Genomic DNA, 21,351 nt, shown 5'->3' with positions numbered 1-21,351 from the left:
CCATGCGCATCGTCGCAGCCCTCGGCGGCAACGCCCTGCTCGAACGCGGCCAGCGTCCCGACGCGGCCCTGCAGCAGGCCAACGCGGTGCGGGCCGTGCACGCGCTCGCCCCGCTGGCCGAGCGGCACGAGCTCATCCTCACCCACGGCAACGGTCCCCAGGTCGGCCTGCTGGCCCTGGAGAGCGCGGCCGACACGAGCCTGACCGTGCCCTACCCGTTCGACGTCCTGGGCGCCCAGACCCAGGGCATGATCGGTTACTGGCTGCTCCAGGCGCTCCAGAACGCCCTGCCCGGCCGCCAGGTGGTGGCGCTGATCAACCAGACTCTCGTCTCGGCCGCCGACCCGGCCTTCGGCAACCCGACCAAGTTCGTCGGCCCGGTCTACGACGAGCGCACGGCCCAGGAGTTGGCCGCGAGCCGGGGCTGGAGCGTGGCCCGCGACGGCGACCACTGGCGCAGGGTCGTGCCCTCGCCGGATCCGCAGCGCGTCGTCGAGACGCGGCTGATCCGCCAGCTGCTCTCGTCGGGGGCGATCGTGGTGTGCGCGGGCGGCGGCGGGGTGCCGGTCATCCGCAACGAGGAGGGCAAGCTGCAGGGCGTCGAGGCGGTGATCGACAAGGATCTCGCCACGGCGAAGCTGGCCGAGGCGCTCGAGGCCGACGCGCTCCTGCTGCTCACCGACGTGCCCGCCGTACAGCGCGGGTACGGCACCGCCGACGCCGAGGTCATCAGCCGCGCCACCCCGGCGGCGCTGCGGCGGGAGGACTTCCCGGCCGGGTCGATGGGGCCGAAGGTGGAGGCGGTCTGCCGGTTCGTCGAGGTCACCGGAGACCTGGGCGCCATCGGAGCGCTGGAGGACGCCGTCGCGATCCTCGACGGCAAGGCCGGCACGGTCGTCACTCCGGGCGGCGACTACGGCGGCTCGGAGGACCTGCGGCCCGGCCCCTGGGTTCGGCCGGACCCGTCCTGACCGCCGGACCCGGCCCGGCCGCCGGGCCGGGTCCTTCCCGGAGCGGCCGCACCCGTGATCACCCGTCCCGCTCTCGGAAGCGGGGAATGCGAAGTGGGGGATGCCATGCCCGATGTGTTCACCCGGATCGTCGGGGCCGACATCGAGACTGCCGAGGCCGCGGGCCTGCTCGCGGCGGTGGGCAGTGTGGGCCCGTCCTTCCAGCCCGGCCTGTTGCCGCGCACGACCCGTGACCAGGCAGTGATCACCGGCGTCGTCGCGGCGGCCAACTACGGGCTCACGGTGACGGCCCAGGAGGGCATCACCGCGGTGGCCCGCCGCCTGTCCGGATCGCGGCGCCGGGCGGGGACCGCGACCTTCGCCGCCAACCTCGGCGCCGTCGGCGCCGGAATACTCGTGCAGCGCCTCTTCGCCCAGCGCGCCGGGGAACCGCTGGCCCGCGCCGCCGTCCGGGCGGCCGGCTGGCGGCTGGTCACCGGAGGGATCGCGGGTGCGCTCACCACGGGCGCCGACGGGCTGGTCCGCCGGCTGACGGGACAGCGCGCCGTGGGCCGGGTGAACGTCTGGACCGTGCTCGGGGCGGGCACGGGAGTCGGCGCCGCGCTCTACTTCTGGCAGCGCCGGGCCGTGGCCGGCCAGGAGGAACAGGGGAAGCCGGACACTCCCACTGAGGAGCACGGGAGCGGCCAGCTGCTGGCCAGGCGCGCGATCCTGGTGGGGGGCGTCATCTCGGGCTCCATCACGGCGGCCTCGCGGGCCGAGTCGGCGGCGGCCGCGGTCGCCGCCCGGGGCGTCCGGTGGGCGGCCCCCTCGCTCGCACCGGTCAGCCTGGCGGCCGGGAACATGATCGTCAGAGGTCTGTTCGGGTACGCCGCCTACCGCGCCGCCCGCGTCGTCTACCACCGCCTGGAGGAGGCGGGCACGGTGATCGAGCCCGCCCACGACACGCCGCCTTCATCGCGGTGGGTCAGCGGCGGGCCCGGCAGCCTGGTCGACTGGGCGGACTTCGGGCGGGAGGGCCGCCGGTACGTGAACATGGCGCTGACCGCGCGGGAGATCGCGGACGTCACCGGGGCGACCGGCACGAAGGACCCGATCCGGGTGTTCGTCGGCCTGGCCTCGGCCGCCACGGCGACCGAGCGGGCCGACCTGGCCATGCGGGAGCTCGAGCGCCTGGGCGCCTTCGACCGCGGGACCATCGCCTACTTCTCGCCGACGGGCACCGGCTACGTCAACTACATGGCCGTCGAGACGGTGGAGTACCTCACCGGCGGCGACGTCGCCTCGGCCGCGATCCAGTACTCCGTACGCCCCTCCTACCTCTCCCTGGACAGGATCAAGACGGCGTGGGAGGACAACCTCGCCTTCCTGACGGCCATGAGCTGGAAGCTGCGCTCCCTGCCGCCCGAGCGCCGGCCCCGGCTGCTGCTGTTCGGCGAGAGCCTCGGCAGCCACGCCGCCCAGAACGTCTTCCTGCGGCAGGGCGCCAGGGGCATGGACCTGCTGATGATCGACCGCGCCCTGTTCGTCGGGACGCCCTTCGCCTCGGCCTGGCGGCAGGCCTGGCTGGACGACCCCGAGGAGTGCGACCCGCACGGGCGCATCGTGGAGGTGGCCTCCTACGACGAGTGGCTCGCGCTCCCCCGGGAGCGGAGGGAAGGGGTCAGGATCGTCCTGCTCACACACGACGAGGACCCCATCCCCAAGCTCGGGCTGCCGCTGCTGATCCAGGCGCCCGAGTGGCTGGGGCCGCCCGCCACGCGCAGACCCGGGATCCCCCGGGGGGCCACCTGGCGGCCGTTCGTCACCTCAGTGATCACCTTCGTCGACCTGCTGAACGCCAACCGGGTCGTCCCCGGCCGGCTCGAGGCCCTGGGCCACGACTACCGGGCGGACCTGTCGCGGTTCATCCATGCCGCCTTCGACCTGCCCGCCGGGCCCGGCACGCTGGAGAACATCGACAAGGCGCTGGGGGAGCGCGAGCTGGCCTGGGCCCGTCGCCGGCAGCTCGGCGAGCGGCTGCGGCCGGCCCCGGTCAGCGCGGCCCGCCGGCGGGCCGACCGTCCCCCGGCTCGTCTCGGATCCCCTCCTTCTTCAGGTGCCTGACGATCTCCGCCCAGGCCTCCTCGTCCACCTCGACCCCGCGATCATGGGACCCGGCGGGGTCGGGGGGTTTCACGCTCGCGGCCGGGGAGTCGGCCGCCCAGGCCCGGCGGCGCCGGCGGCGCAACACGATGATCACAGTGGTGATGACGGCGACGATCAGCAAGCATACGGACAGGGTCAACACGATCACCTCCACCGGCGGATGGACGCCGGGTGGCCCGGGGCCGGCGATCCGGCCGCCACGGCCGGTCGCGCTATGGGGAGAGCATCACGCCGGTGACGCGCCGGTGAATCACCCATGAGGGATGAGAAGCGAAGATTCGGCGCAGCTGACGGCCTCCGGCGCCCATCTCGCCCGGCAAGGGTGAGCCGGGCGCCGGGGACACGGGGTTTCGTGTGAGCCAGGGCCTCCTTCGCGGGGAGGGCCCGGACGATGAGGGTTCCGGAGAAAGGGGACGGCCGTGGGCTGCCTGTTTGCGATCTTCGCTGGATTCTTCCCCAGGTTCGCGTTGCTCGTCGTGTGGCTGGCCCGGCCGAACCTGGTCGACGCCGCCTTCGGCACCTGGATCGTGCCGCTGCTCGGCATCGTCTTCTTCCCGTTCGCGACGCTGCTGTACGTGCTGTTCTACGTGCCGGGGGTGGGGGTCCCCGGCTGGGCGTGGCTCTGGATCGCCCTCGGGGTGCTGGTCGACCTGAGCCACTGGGTGAGCACCGTTCTGCGGCGCGACCGGATGGTCGACCTGCGCAGCATGTGACGGCGGCATGTCGGGATACGGCGACATGCGGGCGACATGCGGCAGGCCCCCGGTTCACGGGGGCCTGCCGGTCGTCACGCCGCCAGTCGCCGTGTCAGTCGCCGCGGAGTCCCGCCTGCCGGGCCTCCTGCTTGCCGTACACGCACAGGGTCCAGATCACGAACACGTCGATGGCGATGATGAGCAGCGCCCAGATCGGGTAGTAGGGGATGAAGAAGAAGTTCGCGATCGCGCTCAGCGCGGCCGCGATGATCCCGACGATGCGGGCCCAGAGCTGAGCCGACATCACACCCCAGCCCGCGATGCCCACCACGACGCCCAGGGCCAGATGTGTCCAGCCCCAGGCGGTCACGTCGATCGCATAGATGTAGTTCGGCGCGGGAATGTAGAACTGGTCCTCCAGAATGGCCGCGATCCCCTCGATCGCCTGGAAGAACCCCACCGTCATCATCAGGACGGCGGTGAAGAGGATCGATCCCGTGGTCCAGCCACTCACCTGATCGTCCGCGTGCGACCTGCCTGCCATGTGGCACCTCCATGTCCCGTCAGGCGCTAACCGCGCAGCACCTGCTGCTTGGCCGCGCGGAACTCCTCTTCCGTGATGGCTCCCTGGTCGAGCAGCACCTTGAGCCGCTCCAGCTCGGCCACCGTCCCGCCGGCGGACACCGGTGACGTCGCCCGCGCGGACGCCGCCCGCGCGGGCACCGTCTGCGCGGCAGGCGGCGCCGTGATCTGTTCCTGGTCGTCGACGTACTCGTCGTAGTACTCATCGCCCTGAACGGCGTTTTTGGCCTGGCGGCGCTTGATCGCCTTGTAGGCGGCGGCACCGGCACCGGCGATCACCACCGCGTTGCGCAGCGGTCTTCCTTTTCCTCGCTTGCGAAGCATCCCCATCATCGGCCTCCCGGATCCGCGCGAGTTCGGTTCCAGGAGATCCGGCCGCCGGAGCGGCCTCATCACCCTCGCCGGGTGATGGGAGGGCCCGTCCCGCGGTGCGACGGTCGGCTGTGGGCGAGCGGCACCGGCGGGCGCCAGAGCGGCGCCCGCCGGGGTCGCGCCGCGTGCTGCGCACAACCGTCGGCGACGATCGTGGAGGTGCTGCGGAGATGAGCACTGAGCAGGAACGGCTGAGCCAGTCGGCCGCCCCGGACGCGCCCTGGCGCCGATGGGGCCCGTACCTGAGCGAGCGGCAGTGGGGCACGGTCCGGGAGGACTACAGCCACGGCGGTGACGCCTGGAACTACTTCCCGCACGACCACGCCCGCTCGCGGGCCTACCGCTGGGGCGAGGACGGCCTGGGCGGCATCAGCGACGACCACCAGCGCCTGTGCCTGTCGGTGGCGCTGTGGAACGGCCGCGACCCGATCCTCAAGGAGCGGCCCTTCGGCCTGACCAACGGCGAGGGCAACCACGGCGAGGACGTCAAGGACTACTACTTCTACCTCGACAACACCCCGACCCACTCGTACATGAAGTTCCTGTACAAGTACCCGCAGGCCGCCTTCCCCTACAACGACCTGGTGGCCGTCAACGCCGCCCGCGACCGCAAGGCCTTCGAGTACGAGCTGCTCGACACCGGCGTCTTCGACGAGGACCGCTACTTCGACGTGTTCGTCGAGTACGCCAAGGCCGGCCCCGAGGACGTGCTGGTGAAGGTCACCGTGGCCAACCGCGGCCCGCAGGAGGCCACCGTCCACGTGCTGCCGACGCTGTGGTTCCGCAACACCTGGTCCTGGCCCGGCGGTACGGCCAAGCCGCAGCTGCGCGCGACCGGTCCCGGCGTGATCCAGGCCGACCACCCGGAACTGGGCGCCTACCGCCTGCACTGCCAGGACGGGGCGGCGCTGCTGTTCACCGAGAACCAGACCGACAACGAGCGGCTGTTCGGCGGCGAGAACTCCTCGCCGTACGTCAAGGACGGCATCGGCCGCTTCGTCGTCGAGGGGGAGACCGCCGCAGTGAACCCCGAACGGACCGGCACCAAGGCCGCGGTCCACCACATCCTGACCGTGCCCGCCGGCGGAGAGGCGAGCGTGCGGGTCCGGCTCACCGCCGACCGGGTCAGCGACCCGCTGGGACTCGGGTTCGACCAGGTGATGGGCGAGCGGCTGGCCGAGGCCGACGCCTTCTACGCCGCCCTGGCCCCGCTCGGCACCGGCCGGGACGAGGCCCAGGTGCTGCGCCAGGCCCTGGCCGGGCTGCTGTGGAGCAAGCAGTTCTACTGCTTCGAGCTGGACAACTGGCTGAGCGACCACGGCCTGGACCCGTGGTCGGCCTCCGGCATGCGCAACCACGGCTGGTTCGGCATGGACGCCCACGACATCATCGTGATGCCGGACAAGTGGGAGTACCCCTGGTTCGCCGCCTGGGACCTGGCCTTCCACGCGGTCGCGCTGGCCGTCGTCGACATCGACCTGGCCAAGCACCAGATAGAGCTGCTGCTGGGTGACCGCTACCTGCACCCCAACGGGCAGATGCCGGCCTACGAGTGGAACTTCGGCGACGTCAACCCGCCGGTGCACGCCTGGGCGGCGCACTTCATCTACCTGCTGGAGGCCCAGCTGAGGGGCCGGACCGACCGGGACTTCCTGGAGCGGGTGTTCCAGAAGCTGCTGCTGAACTTCTCCTGGTGGGTCAACCGCAAGGACCCCGACGGCCGCAACGTCTTCCAGGGCGGCTTCCTCGGCCTGGACAACATCGGCGTGTTCGACCGCAGCGCCCCGCTGCCGACCGGCGGGTCGCTGGACCAGGCCGACGGCACCGCCTGGATGGCGTTCTACGCCCAGAACATGCTGCAGCTGGCCGTCGAGCTGTCCGAGCGCAACCCGATCTACGAGGACCTCGCGGTCAAGTTCATCTCGCACTTCCTGTGGATCTCCGCGTCGATCGACCGGGTGGGCGAGGTCAAGGACGAGATGTGGGACGACGAGGACGGCTTCTTCTACGACGTCCTGCGCAAACCCGACGGCACGGCCACCCGGCTGCACGTGCGCTCGCTGGTCGGGCTGCTGCCGCTGTGCGCCTCCACCGTCTTCCCGCCGCGACCCGGAGGGGAGAACGCCCGTCTCGTCAGCAAGATCACCGATTTCGCGCAGCGGCACACCTGGCTGACCGAGGGCATCTCCGCGGCCAACAGGCAGGGCATCGGCGGGCGGCGGCTGCTGTCCCTGCTGAACGAGGACAAGCTCACCCGCGTGCTGTCGCACATGCTCGACGAGTCGGAGTTCCTGAGCCCGTACGGCATCCGCTCGCTCTCGCGCCACCACGCCGACCGTCCCTACGAGTTCTCGGTCAACGGGCGCACCTACCAGGTGGGGTACCTGCCGGCCGAGTCCGACACCGGGATGTTCGGCGGCAACTCCAACTGGCGGGGACCGGTCTGGTTCCCGATGAACGCGCTGATCATCCGGGCGCTGCTGAACCTGTACGCGTTCTACGGCGACGACTTCACCGTCGAGTGCCCGACCGGGTCGGGCAACCGGATGACCCTGTACCGGGTGGCCGAGGAGATCTCCGGCCGGCTGACCCGCATCTTCCTGCCCGAGGCGGACGGGCGGCGGCCGGTCTACGGGGGCCAGCGCGTCTACCGGGAGAGCCCCCACTGGCGCGACCTGATCCAGTTCCACGAGTACTTCCACGGCGACAACGGCGCCGGGCTCGGGGCCGCCCACCAGACCGGATGGACCGCGACCGTCGCGGTCTTCATGGCCCTGTTCAAGAACCTGTCCGCCGCCGACTTCCAGGAGATAGACCGCGCCACCGAACGGGCCGCCGCCCGCGCCGCCGAGCGGGCGGCCACTGAGCGGGCGGCCACCGAGCGGGCGGCCGCCGAACGCGGCGCCGAGCGGACCGTGAGCCCGGCGGAGGGCGGCACCGCGGGCCGGACCACGGGCCGGAGCACGGGCCGGAGCACGGGCCGGAGCGGGGGACCGGGCAAGGAGACGGAGCGATGACGGGCGACCGCCGGCCGCGGCCGGCCCCGGTGATCTACGAGGTCAACACGTGGGTGTGGCTGGGCGAGCTGGAACGCCGCCACGGCCGGACGATAGGTCTGCAGGACGTGCCCGGGCAGGAGTGGGACGCGCTGGCGCTGCCCGGTGTCGACACGGTCTGGCTGATGGGCGTGTGGCAGCGCAGCTCGGCCGGCCGCGAACTCGCCCTGACCCAGTCCGGGCTGCGCGACTCCTTCCGGGCCGCCCTGCCCGACGTCACCGACCGCGACATCGCCGGCTCGCCGTACTGCGTGCGCGACTACACCGTCGACCCCAGGCTGGGCGGGACGGCGGGACTGGCCGCGGCGAGGGACGCGCTGGCCCGCCGGGGCCTGCGGCTGCTGCTGGACTACGTGCCCAACCACGTGGCCCCCGACCATCCCTGGCTGACCGCCCACCCCGAGTACTTCGTCCGCGGCCATGCCGCCGACCTGGAGCGGGACCCGGCGGCCTTCTTCGCCCGGGACGGCGTGGTCGTCGCGCGCGGGCGGGACCCGTTCTTCGCGCCCTGGCCGGACGTGGCGCAGCTCAACGCCTTCGCGCCCGGGCTGCGCGCCGCCACCGCCGAGGTGCTGACCCGGATCGGCGAGCAGTGTGACGGCGTGCGCTGCGACATGGCCATGCTGCTGACCACCGAGGTGTTCGCCAAGACCTGGGGCGATCGGGCGGGCACGCCCCCGGCGGAGGAGTTCTGGCCGTTCGTCATCGGCCGGGTCAGGGAGCGCCACCCGTCGCTGATGTTCGTGGCCGAGGCCTACTGGGACATGGAATGGGTCCTGCAGCAGCAGGGCTTCGACTTCTGCTACGACAAGCGGCTGTACGACCGGCTGCTGCACGAGAGCCCCGGATCCGTGCGCGGTCACCTGCGCGCGGACCTGGCCTACCAGGAGGGGCTGGTGCGCTTCCTGGAGAACCACGACGAGCCCCGGGCCGCCGCGGTGTTCGATCCGGCCAAGGAGCGGGCCGCCGCGATGATGATCGCCACCCTGCCGGGGGCCACCCTGTGGCACGAGGGCCAGTTCGAGGGGCGCCGGGTCAGAGTGCCCGTCTTCCTCACCCGGCGGCCGGACGAGGAGCCCGTGCCGGAGCTGCGGGCCTTCCACGAGCGGTTGCTGGCGGCCGTCGGCGCGAGCGGCATGCGCGAGGGCGACTGGCAGCCGGTCGAGTGCACCGGCTGGCCGGACAACCGGTCCTGCGAGGGGATGGCGGCCTGGAGCTGGTCCCGCCCGCAGGGGCGGCACCTGGTCGTGGTCAACCTGCAGGACCGGGCCGCGCAGGCCCGCCTGCCGCTGGCCTGGTCCGAGCTGCCCGACCGGCGCTGGATCCTGCGCGACCTGCTGACCGGCACGGCGTACGAACGCGACGGCGCCGAGATGCGTGATCCCGGCCTGTACGTCGCGCTCGACGGCTGGGCCGGCAACGTCTTCGCGGTCGAACCGGCCGCGACCGCACCTCCCGGGGCGGCTCCGGCGGCGCAGCCGTGACCGCTCCGGACGGGCAACCGGTGACCGCGACCGTGTGAGGAGTCCTGACGATGTCCGGATCGATGTACGACCCACCCGGCGGCTACGAGCCCCGGGGGAACTACCAGCAGGGCGGGGAGTATCAGCAGGCCGGGGACTACCCGCAGGCCGGGCCGCTCCCGTCCCGCTCGCCCGCGCCGTCCGAGGAACCGCCCGCCGTCGACACGGGCAGGCTCTGGGGCGGCGGCCTGGCCACGGCCGTGGTCGCCGGCCTGGTGGCGTGGCTCGGCGTGCTCGTCGCGGAGGGGATCCTCAACGTCGAGCTGCTGACCCCGCGGAGCAGGGGACTGACCGGCGCGTCAGGGACGGCGCTCTACGTGATCTCCGCGGGTACGGGCGCGCTCATCGCCACGTTGATCCTGCAGATCCTGGTCACGCTCACCCCGCGGCCGCTGGCGTACTTCTCCACGATCATCGGGCTGCTGACGGCCGCCTTCGCCATCCTGCCCTTCACCGCCGAGGCGCCGCTGTCGACCCAGCTCGCGACCGGCCTGGCCAATCTCTGTGTGGGGCTCGTCATCCTGACGATGCTCCCCAAGGTCGGCTACACGGCGATCCGATCGGCTAGGTGACCCGGGGGGTCCCGGACGTTCCGGGAGCCTCGGGGGCGCCGGAGGCCCCGACGTCGGAAGCCCCGGAGGACCCCGCCGCCGGAACCTCGGCGGCGGGGTCCTCCCGCGTGGGTTCCGTCTCCTGCGGCGGCGCGAGCTCCGCGCCGATCACCGCGGCGAGGACGATCGCCAGCCCGATGATGATCAGCCAGGAGATCAGCGCGAACGTCACACCGATCAGGCCGTACCGTCCGGCGTCGTTCTCGATCACCCGCGGCATCCAGTACGCCGAGGCCATCGTCACGACCAGCTGCCCGCAGGCGGCCACGATCGCGCCGGGGACGAGCCGGCGGATCGGTATCCGGCGGCTGAGGAGCAGGTACTGCAGCACCGCCCACAGCGGTATCGCAGCCAGGACCCGGACGAAGGCGGCGATGACCGAGCCTCCGGGCGCACTGTGCAGCGCCGACGTCAGCAACGTGAGGATGATGAGCTGCGCCAGCAGCAGCGACACGCCGGCCAGGCCGTTGAACGTGCCGGGGATGCCGTGCGGGGGCAGGCCCCACGCCTCCTCGTAGACACGCTGGAGCGACCGGGTCAGGCTCAGCAGCGACGCCAGCAGGACGATGAGACCGATCACGGACATGGTCTGGGCGGCGACCGGCGGGCGGGCGAACAGCGTGCGCATGGCCTCCGCGCTGTCACCGGTGAGGTGGAAGCGGATCACCAGCTCGTCGCCGACCACGTGGCTCCCGCCGGAGCCGGTGACGCTGGCCGTGAGGATCAGCAGCGGGATGATGGTGGTGAACGTCTGCCCGGCGATGACCAGGCTGCGGTTGCGCCCGTCGATGTGACGGAACCGCTGGAGGCATCTGAGGGTCAGCGCGAGCCCGCTCCAGCGCGCCAGGCTCAGCAGCCGCTCACGCACGGCCACGTCATTCGGGCCGGCCGGGACGCCGCTCCCGGTCCTCCGGGTCCAGCTCCGCCACGATCTGGGCCCACCTGCCCGGGTTCACCCACACCCCGGCGTCGTGGGAACCGGAAGCGGGGGGTCCGGCCTGACGATCCCTCCGGGAGCGGACGGCACAACGGCACAGCCACCAGATCACAGCGGCGCCGGCGATCACTTCGAGGAACAGTTCCATGGTGCCCGCCTTTCCGTGGCCCCTGCCATGGCGCCGGTGCCGTTCTCCGTTCCCGCAGGGGAGGGTGCCGGCCAGGGGCGCGTGACGAGTTTCCCAAATCCGGAATCAGACACTTCACCCGGCGAGGGTGATGAGGCGGGCCCGGCGGACCGATCTCCTTAGGACGAGGAAACGAACAAGGGAGAGGGCGAACCATGGCAGATCTGATAGCGATCGGCTATCCCGACGAGTCGACCGCCGCCGACGCGGAGCGCGAGGTTCAGCGCCTGACCAACGAACTCATCATCCAGCCTGACGCGGTCGCGGTGATCACACGCGACCAGCAGGGCAAGTTCCACGTCAGCACCCACCACAACGCGGTGGCCGGCGGCGCGACCTGGGGCATGTTCTGGGGACTGCTGTTCGGCATGCTGTTCTTCGTCCCGTTCCTGGGCATGGCGCTGGGCGGCGGCCTCGGCGCGCTGATGGGCAAGCTGGAGAAGTCGGGCATCGACAAGGCCTTCCAGCAGCAGGTGCGCGACATGCTCCAGCCGGGCACCTCGGCGCTGTTCCTGGTGGTGGAGAAGGTCACCCCGGACAAGGCCGTGGCGGCGCTCAGCAAGTACGGCGGCACCGTGCTGAAGTCCTCCCTGTCCAAGGACGCCGAGCGGCGTCTGCAGGAGGCCCTGCACGGCGAGGAGGCGGCAGGACAGGCGTGACGGCCGCTCCACCGAGGAGCCGACCGATCACCGGCAGCCCGCAGGTCGCCCGGTTTCCCCGGGCGACCTGCGGCTTTTTTCGCCGTCCCGCGCATGTCACCCCCGATGGGTGATCCCCGCGGCCGGGGACGGGGCGATGGTGGGACAGCGACTTGATGGGAGGTGTCACCATGGCAAACAGGTCTTATACCGACAAGCCGGTCAGCGGCTGGGTCATGGGCTTCGCGTTGTTCGCCGCCGTCATGATGATGATGGTGGGGATCTTCCAGGCCATCGAGGGGCTCGCGGCCGTCCTCGAAAACGAGTTCTACGTCGTCGCGCCGAACTACGTCTACCAGGTCGACGTGACGGTCTGGGGCTGGATCCACCTGGTCCTGGGCATCGTGCTGGCCGTGGCCGGCTGGGGCGTTCTGTCGGCCCAGATGTGGGCGCGGATCGTCGGCATCGCCGCGGCCGCGCTGAGCGCGATCGCGAACTTCTTCTTCATCCCCTACTACCCGGTGTGGTCGATCCTGATCATCGTCATCGACGTGTTCGTGATCTGGGCACTCTGCGTGTACGGCAAGCAGGAGGCCCGGGACGCGGGGATGAGGTCCTGACCGCACCTGCGGGAAATCTCATCCGTCGCGGGTGAGTTGCGCTCGCTCGCTCCGGGTGACCCTTGCCGCGTATGCGGCCTGCAGTACCCAATGGGAGGTGCCATGTCAGAGCAGGTATCCGCGAGACACGAAGAGCCGGTGGACGACAAGCCGGTCAGCGAATGGGCCATCGGATTCGCGTTGTTCGCCGGGATCATGATGGTGATGATCGGAATCTTCCAGGCGTTCCAGGGGCTCGCGGCCATCCTGGAGGACCAGTTCTACCTCGTCGCGCCGAACTACGTCTATCAGATCGACGTGACGGTCTGGGGCTGGATCCACCTGGTCCTCGGCGCCCTCGCCGTGGTCGCCGGATTCTTCATCTTCAGCGGGCAGCTCTGGGCCCGCATCGTCGGCATCGGCTTCGCGGTGCTGAACGCCGTCACCCAGTTCCTGTTCCTGCCGTACTACCCGGTCTGGTCGCTGATCATGATCACCATGGACGTGTTCGTGATCTGGGCGCTGTGCGTCTACAACAAGCGCGCGGTCGAGCAGAACATGTCCTACTGACGGCGTCCCCGGAAGTCCCCGGAAGTCCCCGGAAGTCCCCGGAAGCGAGAGAGCACAGAAAAGAACCCGACCGAGCGGCCCCGGCCCATTGGGACCGCTCGGTCGGGTTTTCCGTGTGCCCGCCCGCGGGGCGCCGGAAGCGGCCTCCGCGGGCGGGCGGCGGTTCCTCAGCGGCGTCGCCGGGCCACGCGGCGCGCGGTGCGGCGGGATGTGCGCCGGGCGACTCTTCTGGCTCCGAACATCGCTGTACCTCCGTCTCCGTGAGTCGGTCCTGTGGTCACTTCCTGGTGGCGGCGGCCGTCTCCATCTCGTGGAGCTGCCTGGCCTCCTCGGCCGTGTACATGCCGAGCGCGACGAGGTCGAGCGGGCTGATGAAGGCGTCGCTGATGCGGAAGCCGCCCGCGCGGAACACCGCGTCCCGCAGCGGCACCGCCCAGTGGTGCTCCAGCAGGATGAGCGCGGCCGCGGAGTCGTTCGGGATGTCCTCGATGACGTCCCAGGCGTCCTCCCCGGTGAACACGTGCAGGCCCTCCTGCGCGACCTTCTCGGCGCCGGCGACCGCGCCGGCGACGGCGCCCTCCTTGTCGCCCTCGATGCCGAGGCCGATCAGAGCGCCGATCGCGCTGCCCAGCTCGATCGCCTCGTCGGTGGTGATGTTGCTCAGGTGCTCGACCTCGATGTCGCCCGCCTTGTCCTTGTAGACGGCGAGCGCGTCGATCACCCGTACCGTGTCGCTCTGCCGCAACCGCTCCAGCTCACCGATGATCTCGCCGTGGAACTCGGGATGGTTGAACCCCAGCACGACGAGCTGCACAGGTCCGATGGCCATGTCCGCCCTCTCCTCTGCGTGTCGCTCGCGTCGGCCGGCCCCTTCTTGCTGCCGTGCCGTCCTTACGGGCACCGTGTCACGCGGGAGAGGGGCGGCCATCACCCGCCGGGGATGACCTGAGGCCGGCCGGTCGTCACCGGCGCGGCGGTGCCCGCGGGCGGTTCCGCGTCCGGAGGAGGCCCGGCGCCGCGGGCGACGAGGGTGACGAGCACCTCGTAGCCCACCAGGACGGCGGCGATCACGAACAGCGCCGTCCACGAGGAGAACAGCAGCGCGACGACGGCGGCCACGATGATCCCGCCGATCCGCAGCACGTCCAGGTAGCGGGCGATCCACGTCCTGAGCCGGACGTCGGTGCCGACCGAGCGGGCCGTCCCCGCCACGGCGCGGGCGCCGGCCGCCACGTAGCGGCGCAGCGCGACCGGGAAGCGTCCGGGACCGAAGAGATAGCACAGGACCGCGACCGCGACACCCGTCCACAGGGCCCACAGCCCCCACACCCGCAGGTCGGAGAAGATGTCGTACACCGCGACGGACACCGCCTGGCGGTACATCCCCTCGGGGACGAGCCCGAGCAGCTGGTCCCGTACGGCCCGCAGCGCACTCGACAGGACGACCGCGGAGATCGCCGTCCACATCCCCAGCTGCAGCAGTGTGCGCCGGCGGTGGGGCGATATCCACAGCGCGAGGACGAGCGCGAGCAGGGTCCCGGCGACCAGGAGCACGATGAAGCGCTTGAACACGACCACGGAGTCCTGGATCTGACCGAGCATGGGCCGGTCGTAGAGCTTGATCTGGGCGAAGTCTGCGGGCAGCGACACACCGAGTGCGGTCTCGATGCGCTGGTGCAGGCCGGCCGGGATCTCACCGGAGGAGAGCGTCGGCAGGTCGATCTCCTTGCCGAAGATGGTCGGCAGCTGGTTCTCGATGGTGACCAGGAGGTTGTTCACGACGGGCAGCAGGTTCAGGGTCACCGTGCTGCCCTCGACGGAGACCGACGGGCTGGTGCCCTCGGCGATCGCGACGATCCGCGCGTGCGCGAACCGGTTCGCGGTGACCCACAGCGTCTGGAACTGCTCGGACGCCATGAACTTGGCGACGAGGTCCCTGGTGTAGCCGTGCACGGCGCCGGTCACCGGCCCGGCGAGGAACGTCGCCCGGGGAGGCAGCACCTCGGCCAGCCGCTGCTCCACGTTCAGGACGCTGAAGACCTCGTCGGTGAGATAGGTCGCCACCGCGTTGGTGACCTCGGGATGATCCGGGAGGGTCTCCACCGTCGCCACCCAGCGGTCGGTGTTGAGCACCGTGCGCCCGCCCCAGAGCCCGATGAGGGAGGCCACCAGGCCGAGGCCGGCCAGGGCGGCCAGGATCGCGGCGACGGTGCGCCGTACGGCGAAGCCCCGCCGGCGCTGCCGCGTCCTGGTGACGAGCCGGCCGCGCAGCTCGGCCACCTCGGCCCGCAGGCGCTCCAGCTCCGCCTGCGCCGACTCGGGCGGCTGGGGCGGGGGAGGCGGACCGGCCTCGGAGGCCTCGGTCGTGCCCGCCGGGGGGGACGGGTCGGCCTGGGCAGTCTCGGCCGTCCGGGACGAGGAGGACGGACCCGCCTGGACCGTCTCAGGTGTCCGGGACGAGGAGGACGGGCCGGTCCGGGCCGTCTCGGGCGTCCGGGACGAGGAGGACGGGCCGGCCTCGGCCGCCCCGGGCGGGGCGGGGGATCCGGGCCCGGTCGTCTGCGGCGGGCCGGTCTCCGCCGGCTCGGTGGGGCGGACGTGCTGTTCGTCACCGGGCATGGTGGCCTCCCGGAACAGTCGGCGCAGCGATCCTGCTCGGACAGGATGCTGGCCTCGGGGCGGCCCGGGGGCTTCACACCTTCCGGGTGACACCCTCACCGGGTGACGGCCTTCCGGATGACGTCCTCTCCGGGCCGCGCTCCTCGCGGCGGCCCGGTGGATCCCTTACAGCAGCCCCAACCGGCGGGCGTGGTGGACGGCGTCATGGCGGGAGGTGACACCGAGCTTGCGGTAGATCGAACGGGTGTGGGTCTTGACGGTGTTGGCCGACAGGAAGAGCTCCTGGCCGATCTCGCGCACGGACAGGTCTCCCTGCAGCAGCCGCAGCACGGCCAGCTCGCGCGGGGTCAGCGGTCCCAGCGGGACGGCGGGCCGTACGGCGTCGGTCGCGTGGCGGATCCGGGAGACCTCGGCGCGCAGGTGCTCGCCGCTGTCCGGCTCGGCCGTCAGGAGATGCTCCGCCTGGTCGACGAAGCCGCGCGCGGCCGTCCGGTCGCCGGAGCCGGAGGCGACCCCCGCAAGCCTGATCAGCAGGCCCAGGGTCGGCCAGGGCGTCAGGCCGACGACTCTGCGGCGGACGTCGAGGGCGCGCTCCAGCAGCCGCCTGGCCTCCAGGGGCCGTCCCTCGCGGGCGAGCACGGCGCCGAGGGCGTCGGCGGCCGGTGAGGTCGTGGGCGACTCGGTGAGCTGCCAGGCCTCGGCGAGGTCGTAGGCGACTCTGGCCGGTTCCTCGGCCTCCGCGAAGCGGCCGAGGCCGCCCAGCGTGAGCGACAGGACGGCCAGGGCGAGGATCCGGAAGATCGGCCATGCCGCCGTGTTCTGCGCCGCCTGCTCCAGGGGGCGCAGCGCGGCCTCTCCGTCGCCGTTCAGGTAGAGGCCGTAGCCGAGCGCGGTGCGGGCGGCCGAGTGCCACTGCGCCGTCGGGTCGGGTTCGAGGGCCACGGCCTCGCGGGCCGCGCCGAGCATGCTCGGCACGCCGTCGAACCCGAACAGCGCGTGGACCAGGCAGACCGAGAAGCGGACCGAGGGCGAGCCGTCGGGGAGCGGTCCCCGGTGCGGGAGGCTCTCGGCGACGTGCAGCCAGTGCCGCGTCGCCAGGCGGTCGCCGGACAGGGCGGAGATCCAGGCCGCGCAGACGGCCGTCACGGGATCGCCGCCGGCCCGCGCCGTGCCGATCGACCGCATCCACCCCTGGACGATCGCCAGGTGCCCGGCGTTGACGTACTCGGCCCAGTGCGCCTGGAACAGCCGCAGCGCCCGCTCCCCGTCCTCGCCCGCCAGCGCGTGCTCGATCGCGTCGCGGGCCCGCTTCCGCTCGCCGTACCAGTCGCTCGCACGCCGGTGCAGCGTGGCGGCGAGCTCCGGCTCGGCGCGGGTCAGCTCGCCCAGGAGGGCCTGCCGGAACAGGCGGTGCAGGCGGTACTCGTAGCGGTGGCCGTCGAGGGGGACGAGGAACGTGTTCGTCCGCTCCAGCTCCTGGAGCAGCCCGGCGGCGTCGGAGGTGCCGGCCACGGCGTCGCACAACGCCGCGGTGAACCGGTCGAGGACGGAGACGCACAGCAGGAACCGGCGCAGCTCGGCGCTGAGCGACCCGATCACCTCCTCGTCCAGATAGTCGGCGACGGTGCGGTAGGTGCCGGTGAAGTCGGCGACGAACGCGGCGGGGTCGGTCGCGGTCCGCAGGGACAGCGCCGCCATGTGCAGGGCGGCGGGCCAGCCTTCGGTGCTGTCGAGCAGGCCGTCGAGGACGGAGCCGTGGAGCCGGACGCCGGCGAGCCGGTGGACGAGCCGGGCGGCCTCCTCCTTCGTGAAGCGCAGGTCGTCCGTACGCAGTTCCACGATGTCGTTGACGGTGCGGTAGCGGGCGAGCGGGAGCGCGGGCTCGGCGCGGGTGACGATGACGAGCTGGACGCCGGCCGGCAGGTGGTCGGCGAACGTCTCGACCTGCCGGTGGCGCAGGGGGTCGTGCAGGGTGTGGAAGTCGTCCAGCACGAGGACGCAGGGCCGGCGCCGGGCGGCCAGCACACCGAGGAGGCGGAGCAGCAGCAGCTCGTCGGCGTCGGACGCCTGATCCTGTGCCTGCTCCTGTGCATGGTCCTGCGATTGGTCCGGCAGTGAGATCTCCGGCCAGTCGCCGTCCAGCTCCGGGATCGCCCCACGTATCGCGGTCTCGACGGCCCGCCACAGCACGCCGGCCGCGTTCGCGCTCCGGTCGAGGGTGACCCAGGCGAACGGCCGGTCCTGATCGGCCGAGGCACGCCATTCGGCGACGAGCGCCGACTTGCCGAATCCGGCCGGCGCCGAGACGAGGACCAGCCGGGCACTCCGGGCGCCGTTCAGCGTCCGGATCAGAGCAGGACGGTGGATCCACTCGGGACGGTGCGAGGGAGGGTGGGTGCGTATGTCGGCGAACGAGGTGAGAGATGAGGATGAGAGACGGTCAATTCCGTGCGAGTCCTGCTTCTTACGTTCTGTTTCGCGGAACCACCTGCGCATTTCGGTTCTCCGTAGCGGCGTCTATGCGAAGAAGTCTTGTTCGGGGAAGCAGGACAGTCAACGCGCTTTCCTCCGGCGGGGTCCTCCGCACCGGCCGGAGCATGTCCGTGCTCTATCACCCCCTGCGAAGGATGCGGTGAGGGGTTTCACCCGGCTGACTCGTAGGTGAACCTCCCACGGGGTTCCGCGGAAGGGGAAGGAGAGCGAGCGTGAACAGCGAGCCTGATTCCGGTGCGGCTGTCTCGCGCGGCTACGAGATCAGAATCCGAGGCCGGGTCGGAGAGTCGTTCCAGTCCCTTTTCGAAGGTCTGAAGGTGACCCTGAATCCGGTGGAGACCGTCGTGCGGGGAGACGACCTCGATCAGGCCGCTCTTTACGCGCTCCTGGAGCGTATTCAGACACTGGGCCTGGAACTCGTCGAGATCCGCCGGCTGCCCCTGTCAGGGGAGCGCCCCTGACGGGTCCCGGCCGGGAGAAGCGGCTACCCCGCCTTCCGCGGGGGCCGCCTTCCGGCCGGGATCCCCACCGGTGTCCCAGACGGGATGTCAGACCAGGGAGAGGTGCTTGGCCCGGCGCACCGCCTCTCCGCGCCTGGTGACCGCGAGCTTGCGGTAGATGCTCTTCAGGTGTGTCTTGACGGTGTTGACCGACACGTACATCTGGGAGGCGATCTCCTCGGTGGTCATCATCTTCGACAGGTGCCGCAGGACGTCCAGTTCGCGCGCGCTCAGCTGCCCGTAGACCGCGGACTCGGCGGAGGCCGGGACCGTCCCGGGCTGGAAGCGCAGGAGCTCCAGAAGGCGCAGGTACGGCCGGACGAGGTCGGGGTCGTGCCGGAACAGGGGCTGCAGCCAGGCCCTCGACCGCACGAACGGCAGCAGCAGCTGGTCGCGGTCGCCCAGGCGCAGGGCGCGGTCGAGGGAGCGGCGGCCCCGGGAGGGGTCGGCGAACCGGTAGGAGAGGTAGGCGTCCAGCAGCCAGGCGTCCACGCGCACGTCGGCGGGGATCGCCCCGGGTTCGGCCAGCGCCTCGTGCACGACCTTCGCGGCCGTCCCCAGGTCTCCGGCGCCGATCCAGGCGCGTGCGAGGACCACCGCGGACAGCGGGTCGCCCGGCTCCCCGACGCGCTCGGCGGCCTCGCGCGCCGCGACGGGCTCTCCCAGCAGCGTGTGGGCGTCGGCCTCGACGAGCGTCAGCCGGCGCTCCAGCCACGCCGGTCCGCCGACGGTACCGCGTACGGTTTCCAGCGCCCGCCGGGGCAGACCCTCCACCAGGTCCACCTCCGCGGTGATCAGGGCGGCCAAGCCCGACATCACGGTGTCGGGGAACTCCTCCAGGGCCATCCGCGCCCTGGACAGCTCATGCCTGGCCCGCGGCAGCTCGACGTGCTGGAGGGCCACCGAGGCGGAGGCGAGGTGCGCGGCGGCGACGCGGCGGCGGGCTGGCGCGGAGCACACCTCGGGGAGCTGTTCCGCCCGCGCGGCCAGCTCGGTGGCGCGGACGAACCTGCTGCGCAGGGACTCGACGAGCGCCAGATGCCCCAGGCAGTGCCGGCGCAGGAACTCCCCGTCGGTCTCCAGCGCGAACGTCAGGGCCGTGCCGAACGCGTCGGCGGCCTCGGTCATGCGCCCTTCCCCCAGCTCGATCCCGCCTCGGGCGGCCAGGACCAGGGCGCGGATCTCGGGGTGGTCGTCGAGCGAGCGGGCCGGGAGCCGCCGCAGGAGGTTCTCGACCTCGGTGACGGCCCGGGCCCGTCCCGCGTCGTCCGGGCCCGGGTCGGTCAGCCGGATCACGCCGGCGGCCAGGCGGGCGGGCAGGACCCGCGCGGCGGGCAGCCGCCCGATCAGATCGGTCGCGGTGCGCAGAGCGCGGGCGCAGGAGACGTCGTCGCCGCCCGCGCGGGCGACGGCGGCCGCGACGAGGCCGGACTCGGCCTCCGTCCGCGTCACGTGGTCCGGCATCTCGCGCAGGGCGTCCACGAGCGAGCGGTCGGGCCGCAGCCCGAGCAGCCGGCCCACCGCCGTCTGGCCGATGACGAGCCGGGAGGCGTAGGCCCAGTCGTCGGCCCGTACGGCGTGCCGTACGGCGTCCAGGAGGAGGCCCCTGCGCGCGAACCAGGCCGCGGCGCGCAGGTTCAGCGCGGCGACGTCGGCGGGCGCCTCGTGCCGCAGGATCAGGCGCAGCGCCTCGGCGAACATCGGGTGGTACCGGTACCAGCCGTGGTCCAGCTGGGTGGCGAACGGGTTGTCCCGCACCATCTCGGCGAACGATCTCCCCGCGTCCGCGCCTCCGAGCTCGGCCGCCAGCTCCGAGTTGACCCGGTCGGGGACGCTCGTGACGAGCAGCAGGTGCCGCTGGTCGCCGGGATGGGCCTCCAGCACCTCCTCGATCAGGTAGGCGACGACGGACTTGTCGTCACCGGCGAACTGGGCGACGAAGCCCTCCGGGTCCGGGTGGCCCTCCAGCGATATCGCGGCCAGGCGCAGGCCCGCCGCCCATCCCTCCGTCCGCCGTACGAGCGCCCGCAGGGACGCCGGGGCGAGCCGGACCCCGTGCTGGGCCAGCAGCGGCTCGGCCTCCCGCTCCGCGAAGGCCAGGTGCCCGACCCGCACCTCGGTGAGCTGCCCGGCCAGGCGGTAGCGGTGCAACGGCAGAGCCGGGTCCCGCCGCGCGGTCACCACCAGCCGCAGCCACGGACGCGCACTCTCCAGCAGGGAGGTCAGCCCCCTGCTCACCTCCGAGTTGTGGGACATGTGCAGGTTGTCCAGCACCAGGACGACGGGCCCGCCGTGGGCGGAGACGTCCAGGGCCAGCTCACCGGGGGCCCTGCCCCAGTCCATCGCCTCCCAGGAGACGTTGATCCCCGCGTGGTAGAGCGCCATGGCCACCAGCGGCCAGAAGGTCTCGGGCTGGACGTCCTCCGGATCCAGCGTGACCCAGGCGACCGGCCCGGGACTCTTGTCGGCGGTGGCCCAGGAGACCACGGCCGAGGTCTTGCCCGCTCCCGGCGGGCCGGTGACGACGGTGAGCGAGCCCGCCGTCCCCCTGCGCAGGCGCTCCATGATCCGTGCCCGGCAGACCATCCACTGCGGTTGCTCCGGGACGACGACCTTGGAGTTGATCGCCATCGCGTCCCGCCAGTCTGATAACGTCCTCGGAATCATCAGCGGCCCCTATCCTCGCCTGAGCGTCCCCTCGCCTCGACATTCCGTTCCACGCGGGTGATGGGACATCACCCGCGGGCGATTTCACCCGGGTGAGATCCCTCCCTCACCCGGAAGGTGTGAGCTCCGTCCAAGGTCACGAGGACGGGCGGCGGGTGAGGGGCTGCGGCGACGGGACAACGG

At 72.0% G+C, this 21,351-nt stretch carries 18 protein-coding genes; 10 read left to right on the top strand and 8 right to left on the bottom strand.

Features of this window, described 5'->3' with window-relative positions; all coding sequences use genetic code 11:
• Nucleotides 1-2: 2 nt before the first annotated feature.
• From Psi01_RS31795 to Psi01_RS31785, 3 genes are all read left to right on the top strand, one after another.
• Complete coding sequence (locus Psi01_RS31795) at nucleotides 3-971, top strand: carbamate kinase (RefSeq protein ID WP_204067821.1); 969 nt, start codon at nucleotides 3-5, stop codon at nucleotides 969-971.
• A gap of 105 nt (nucleotides 972-1,076) precedes the next feature.
• Nucleotides 1,077-3,077, top strand: coding sequence for an alpha/beta-hydrolase family protein (locus tag Psi01_RS31790; RefSeq protein WP_204067820.1), 2,001 nt, complete (start codon nucleotides 1,077-1,079; stop codon nucleotides 3,075-3,077).
• A 461-nt stretch (nucleotides 3,078-3,538) separates the two neighbouring features.
• A complete protein-coding gene (locus Psi01_RS31785; protein ID WP_204067819.1) occupies nucleotides 3,539-3,832 on the top strand; it encodes a hypothetical protein in 294 nt (97 codons plus the stop codon).
• A 94-nt stretch (nucleotides 3,833-3,926) separates the two neighbouring features.
• On the opposite strand, the gene Psi01_RS31780 is transcribed toward Psi01_RS31785, so the two are convergent.
• Both Psi01_RS31780 and Psi01_RS31775 read right to left on the bottom strand, forming a co-directional pair.
• Nucleotides 3,927-4,358: a DUF7144 family membrane protein gene (locus Psi01_RS31780; protein WP_204067818.1), complete on the bottom strand. Its 432-nt coding sequence runs from the start codon at nucleotides 4,356-4,358 to the stop codon at nucleotides 3,927-3,929.
• 26 nt (nucleotides 4,359-4,384) lie between these two features.
• Complete coding sequence (locus Psi01_RS31775) at nucleotides 4,385-4,729, bottom strand: SHOCT domain-containing protein (protein WP_204067817.1); 345 nt, start codon at nucleotides 4,727-4,729, stop codon at nucleotides 4,385-4,387.
• Nucleotides 4,730-4,938: 209 nt separating this feature from the next.
• Between Psi01_RS31775 and Psi01_RS31770 the strand changes: the two genes are divergently transcribed.
• The 3 genes from Psi01_RS31770 to Psi01_RS31760 are packed head-to-tail and all read left to right on the top strand — an operon-like array spanning nucleotide 4,939 to nucleotide 9,919.
• Nucleotides 4,939-7,785, top strand: a complete 2,847-nt coding sequence (locus tag Psi01_RS31770; protein ID WP_204067816.1) for an MGH1-like glycoside hydrolase domain-containing protein — start codon at nucleotides 4,939-4,941, stop codon at nucleotides 7,783-7,785.
• Complete coding sequence (locus Psi01_RS31765; protein WP_204067815.1) at nucleotides 7,782-9,308, top strand: alpha-amylase family protein; 1,527 nt, start codon at nucleotides 7,782-7,784, stop codon at nucleotides 9,306-9,308. The genes Psi01_RS31770 and Psi01_RS31765 overlap by 4 nt, the downstream gene beginning before the upstream one ends.
• Before the next feature lie 50 nt (nucleotides 9,309-9,358).
• Nucleotides 9,359-9,919, top strand: a complete 561-nt coding sequence (locus Psi01_RS31760; protein ID WP_204067814.1) for a DUF6069 family protein — start codon at nucleotides 9,359-9,361, stop codon at nucleotides 9,917-9,919.
• Here Psi01_RS31760 and Psi01_RS31755 read toward each other — a convergent pair.
• The gene (locus Psi01_RS31755) at nucleotides 9,912-10,826 is read right to left on the bottom strand and encodes a YhjD/YihY/BrkB family envelope integrity protein (RefSeq protein WP_204067813.1); all 915 of its coding nucleotides are present in this window, start codon (nucleotides 10,824-10,826) and stop codon (nucleotides 9,912-9,914) included. The genes Psi01_RS31760 and Psi01_RS31755 overlap by 8 nt on opposite strands.
• A 7-nt stretch (nucleotides 10,827-10,833) precedes the next feature.
• Nucleotides 10,834-11,043: a hypothetical protein gene (locus tag Psi01_RS31750; protein ID WP_204067812.1), complete on the bottom strand. Its 210-nt coding sequence runs from the start codon at nucleotides 11,041-11,043 to the stop codon at nucleotides 10,834-10,836.
• Between the two features lie 194 nt (nucleotides 11,044-11,237).
• On the opposite strand from Psi01_RS31750, the gene Psi01_RS31745 reads away from it, so the two are divergent.
• The 3 genes from Psi01_RS31745 to Psi01_RS31735 all read left to right on the top strand — a co-directional run bounded on the left by Psi01_RS31745 (nucleotide 11,238) and on the right by Psi01_RS31735 (nucleotide 12,889).
• A complete protein-coding gene (locus tag Psi01_RS31745; RefSeq protein WP_204067811.1) occupies nucleotides 11,238-11,741 on the top strand; it encodes a DUF1269 domain-containing protein in 504 nt (167 codons plus the stop codon).
• A 170-nt stretch (nucleotides 11,742-11,911) separates the two neighbouring features.
• Complete coding sequence (locus tag Psi01_RS31740; protein WP_204067810.1) at nucleotides 11,912-12,340, top strand: DUF7144 family membrane protein; 429 nt, start codon at nucleotides 11,912-11,914, stop codon at nucleotides 12,338-12,340.
• Nucleotides 12,341-12,442: 102 nt separating this feature from the next.
• Nucleotides 12,443-12,889 carry a DUF7144 family membrane protein gene (locus tag Psi01_RS31735; protein ID WP_204067809.1) on the top strand — a complete coding sequence of 149 codons (447 nt, stop codon included), beginning with the start codon at nucleotides 12,443-12,445 and terminating at the stop codon, nucleotides 12,887-12,889.
• A 277-nt stretch (nucleotides 12,890-13,166) separates the two neighbouring features.
• Here Psi01_RS31735 and Psi01_RS31730 read toward each other — a convergent pair whose 3' ends face one another.
• From Psi01_RS31730 to Psi01_RS31720, 3 genes are all read right to left on the bottom strand, one after another.
• A complete protein-coding gene (locus Psi01_RS31730) occupies nucleotides 13,167-13,718 on the bottom strand; it encodes a hypothetical protein (RefSeq protein WP_204067808.1) in 552 nt (183 codons plus the stop codon).
• Nucleotides 13,719-13,816: 98 nt separating this feature from the next.
• Nucleotides 13,817-15,508 carry a hypothetical protein gene (locus Psi01_RS31725; RefSeq protein ID WP_204067807.1) on the bottom strand — a complete coding sequence of 564 codons (1,692 nt, stop codon included), beginning with the start codon at nucleotides 15,506-15,508 and terminating at the stop codon, nucleotides 13,817-13,819.
• A gap of 165 nt (nucleotides 15,509-15,673) precedes the next feature.
• Entirely contained in the window at nucleotides 15,674-18,004 is a 2,331-nt protein-coding gene (locus Psi01_RS31720; RefSeq protein ID WP_204067806.1) for a helix-turn-helix transcriptional regulator, read from the bottom strand.
• Between the two features lie 209 nt (nucleotides 18,005-18,213).
• On the opposite strand from Psi01_RS31720, the gene Psi01_RS31715 reads away from it, so the two are divergent.
• Nucleotides 18,214-18,462 (top strand): DUF8691 family protein, encoded by a 249-nt coding sequence (locus tag Psi01_RS31715; RefSeq protein ID WP_203872894.1) that lies wholly within the window; start codon nucleotides 18,214-18,216, stop codon nucleotides 18,460-18,462.
• Between the two features lie 87 nt (nucleotides 18,463-18,549).
• Here Psi01_RS31715 and Psi01_RS31710 read toward each other — a convergent pair whose 3' ends face one another.
• Entirely contained in the window at nucleotides 18,550-21,132 is a 2,583-nt protein-coding gene (locus tag Psi01_RS31710) for a winged helix-turn-helix domain-containing protein (protein ID WP_204067805.1), read from the bottom strand.
• Nucleotides 21,133-21,351: the final 219 nt, after the last annotated feature.

This window comes from Paraplanobispora siamensis (assembly GCF_016863175.1).
Lineage (GTDB): Bacteria > Actinomycetota > Actinomycetes > Streptosporangiales > Streptosporangiaceae > Planobispora > Planobispora siamensis.
The sequence above is the reverse complement of the archived record's forward strand: the minus strand, read 5'-3'. Positions and strand labels throughout refer to the sequence as shown.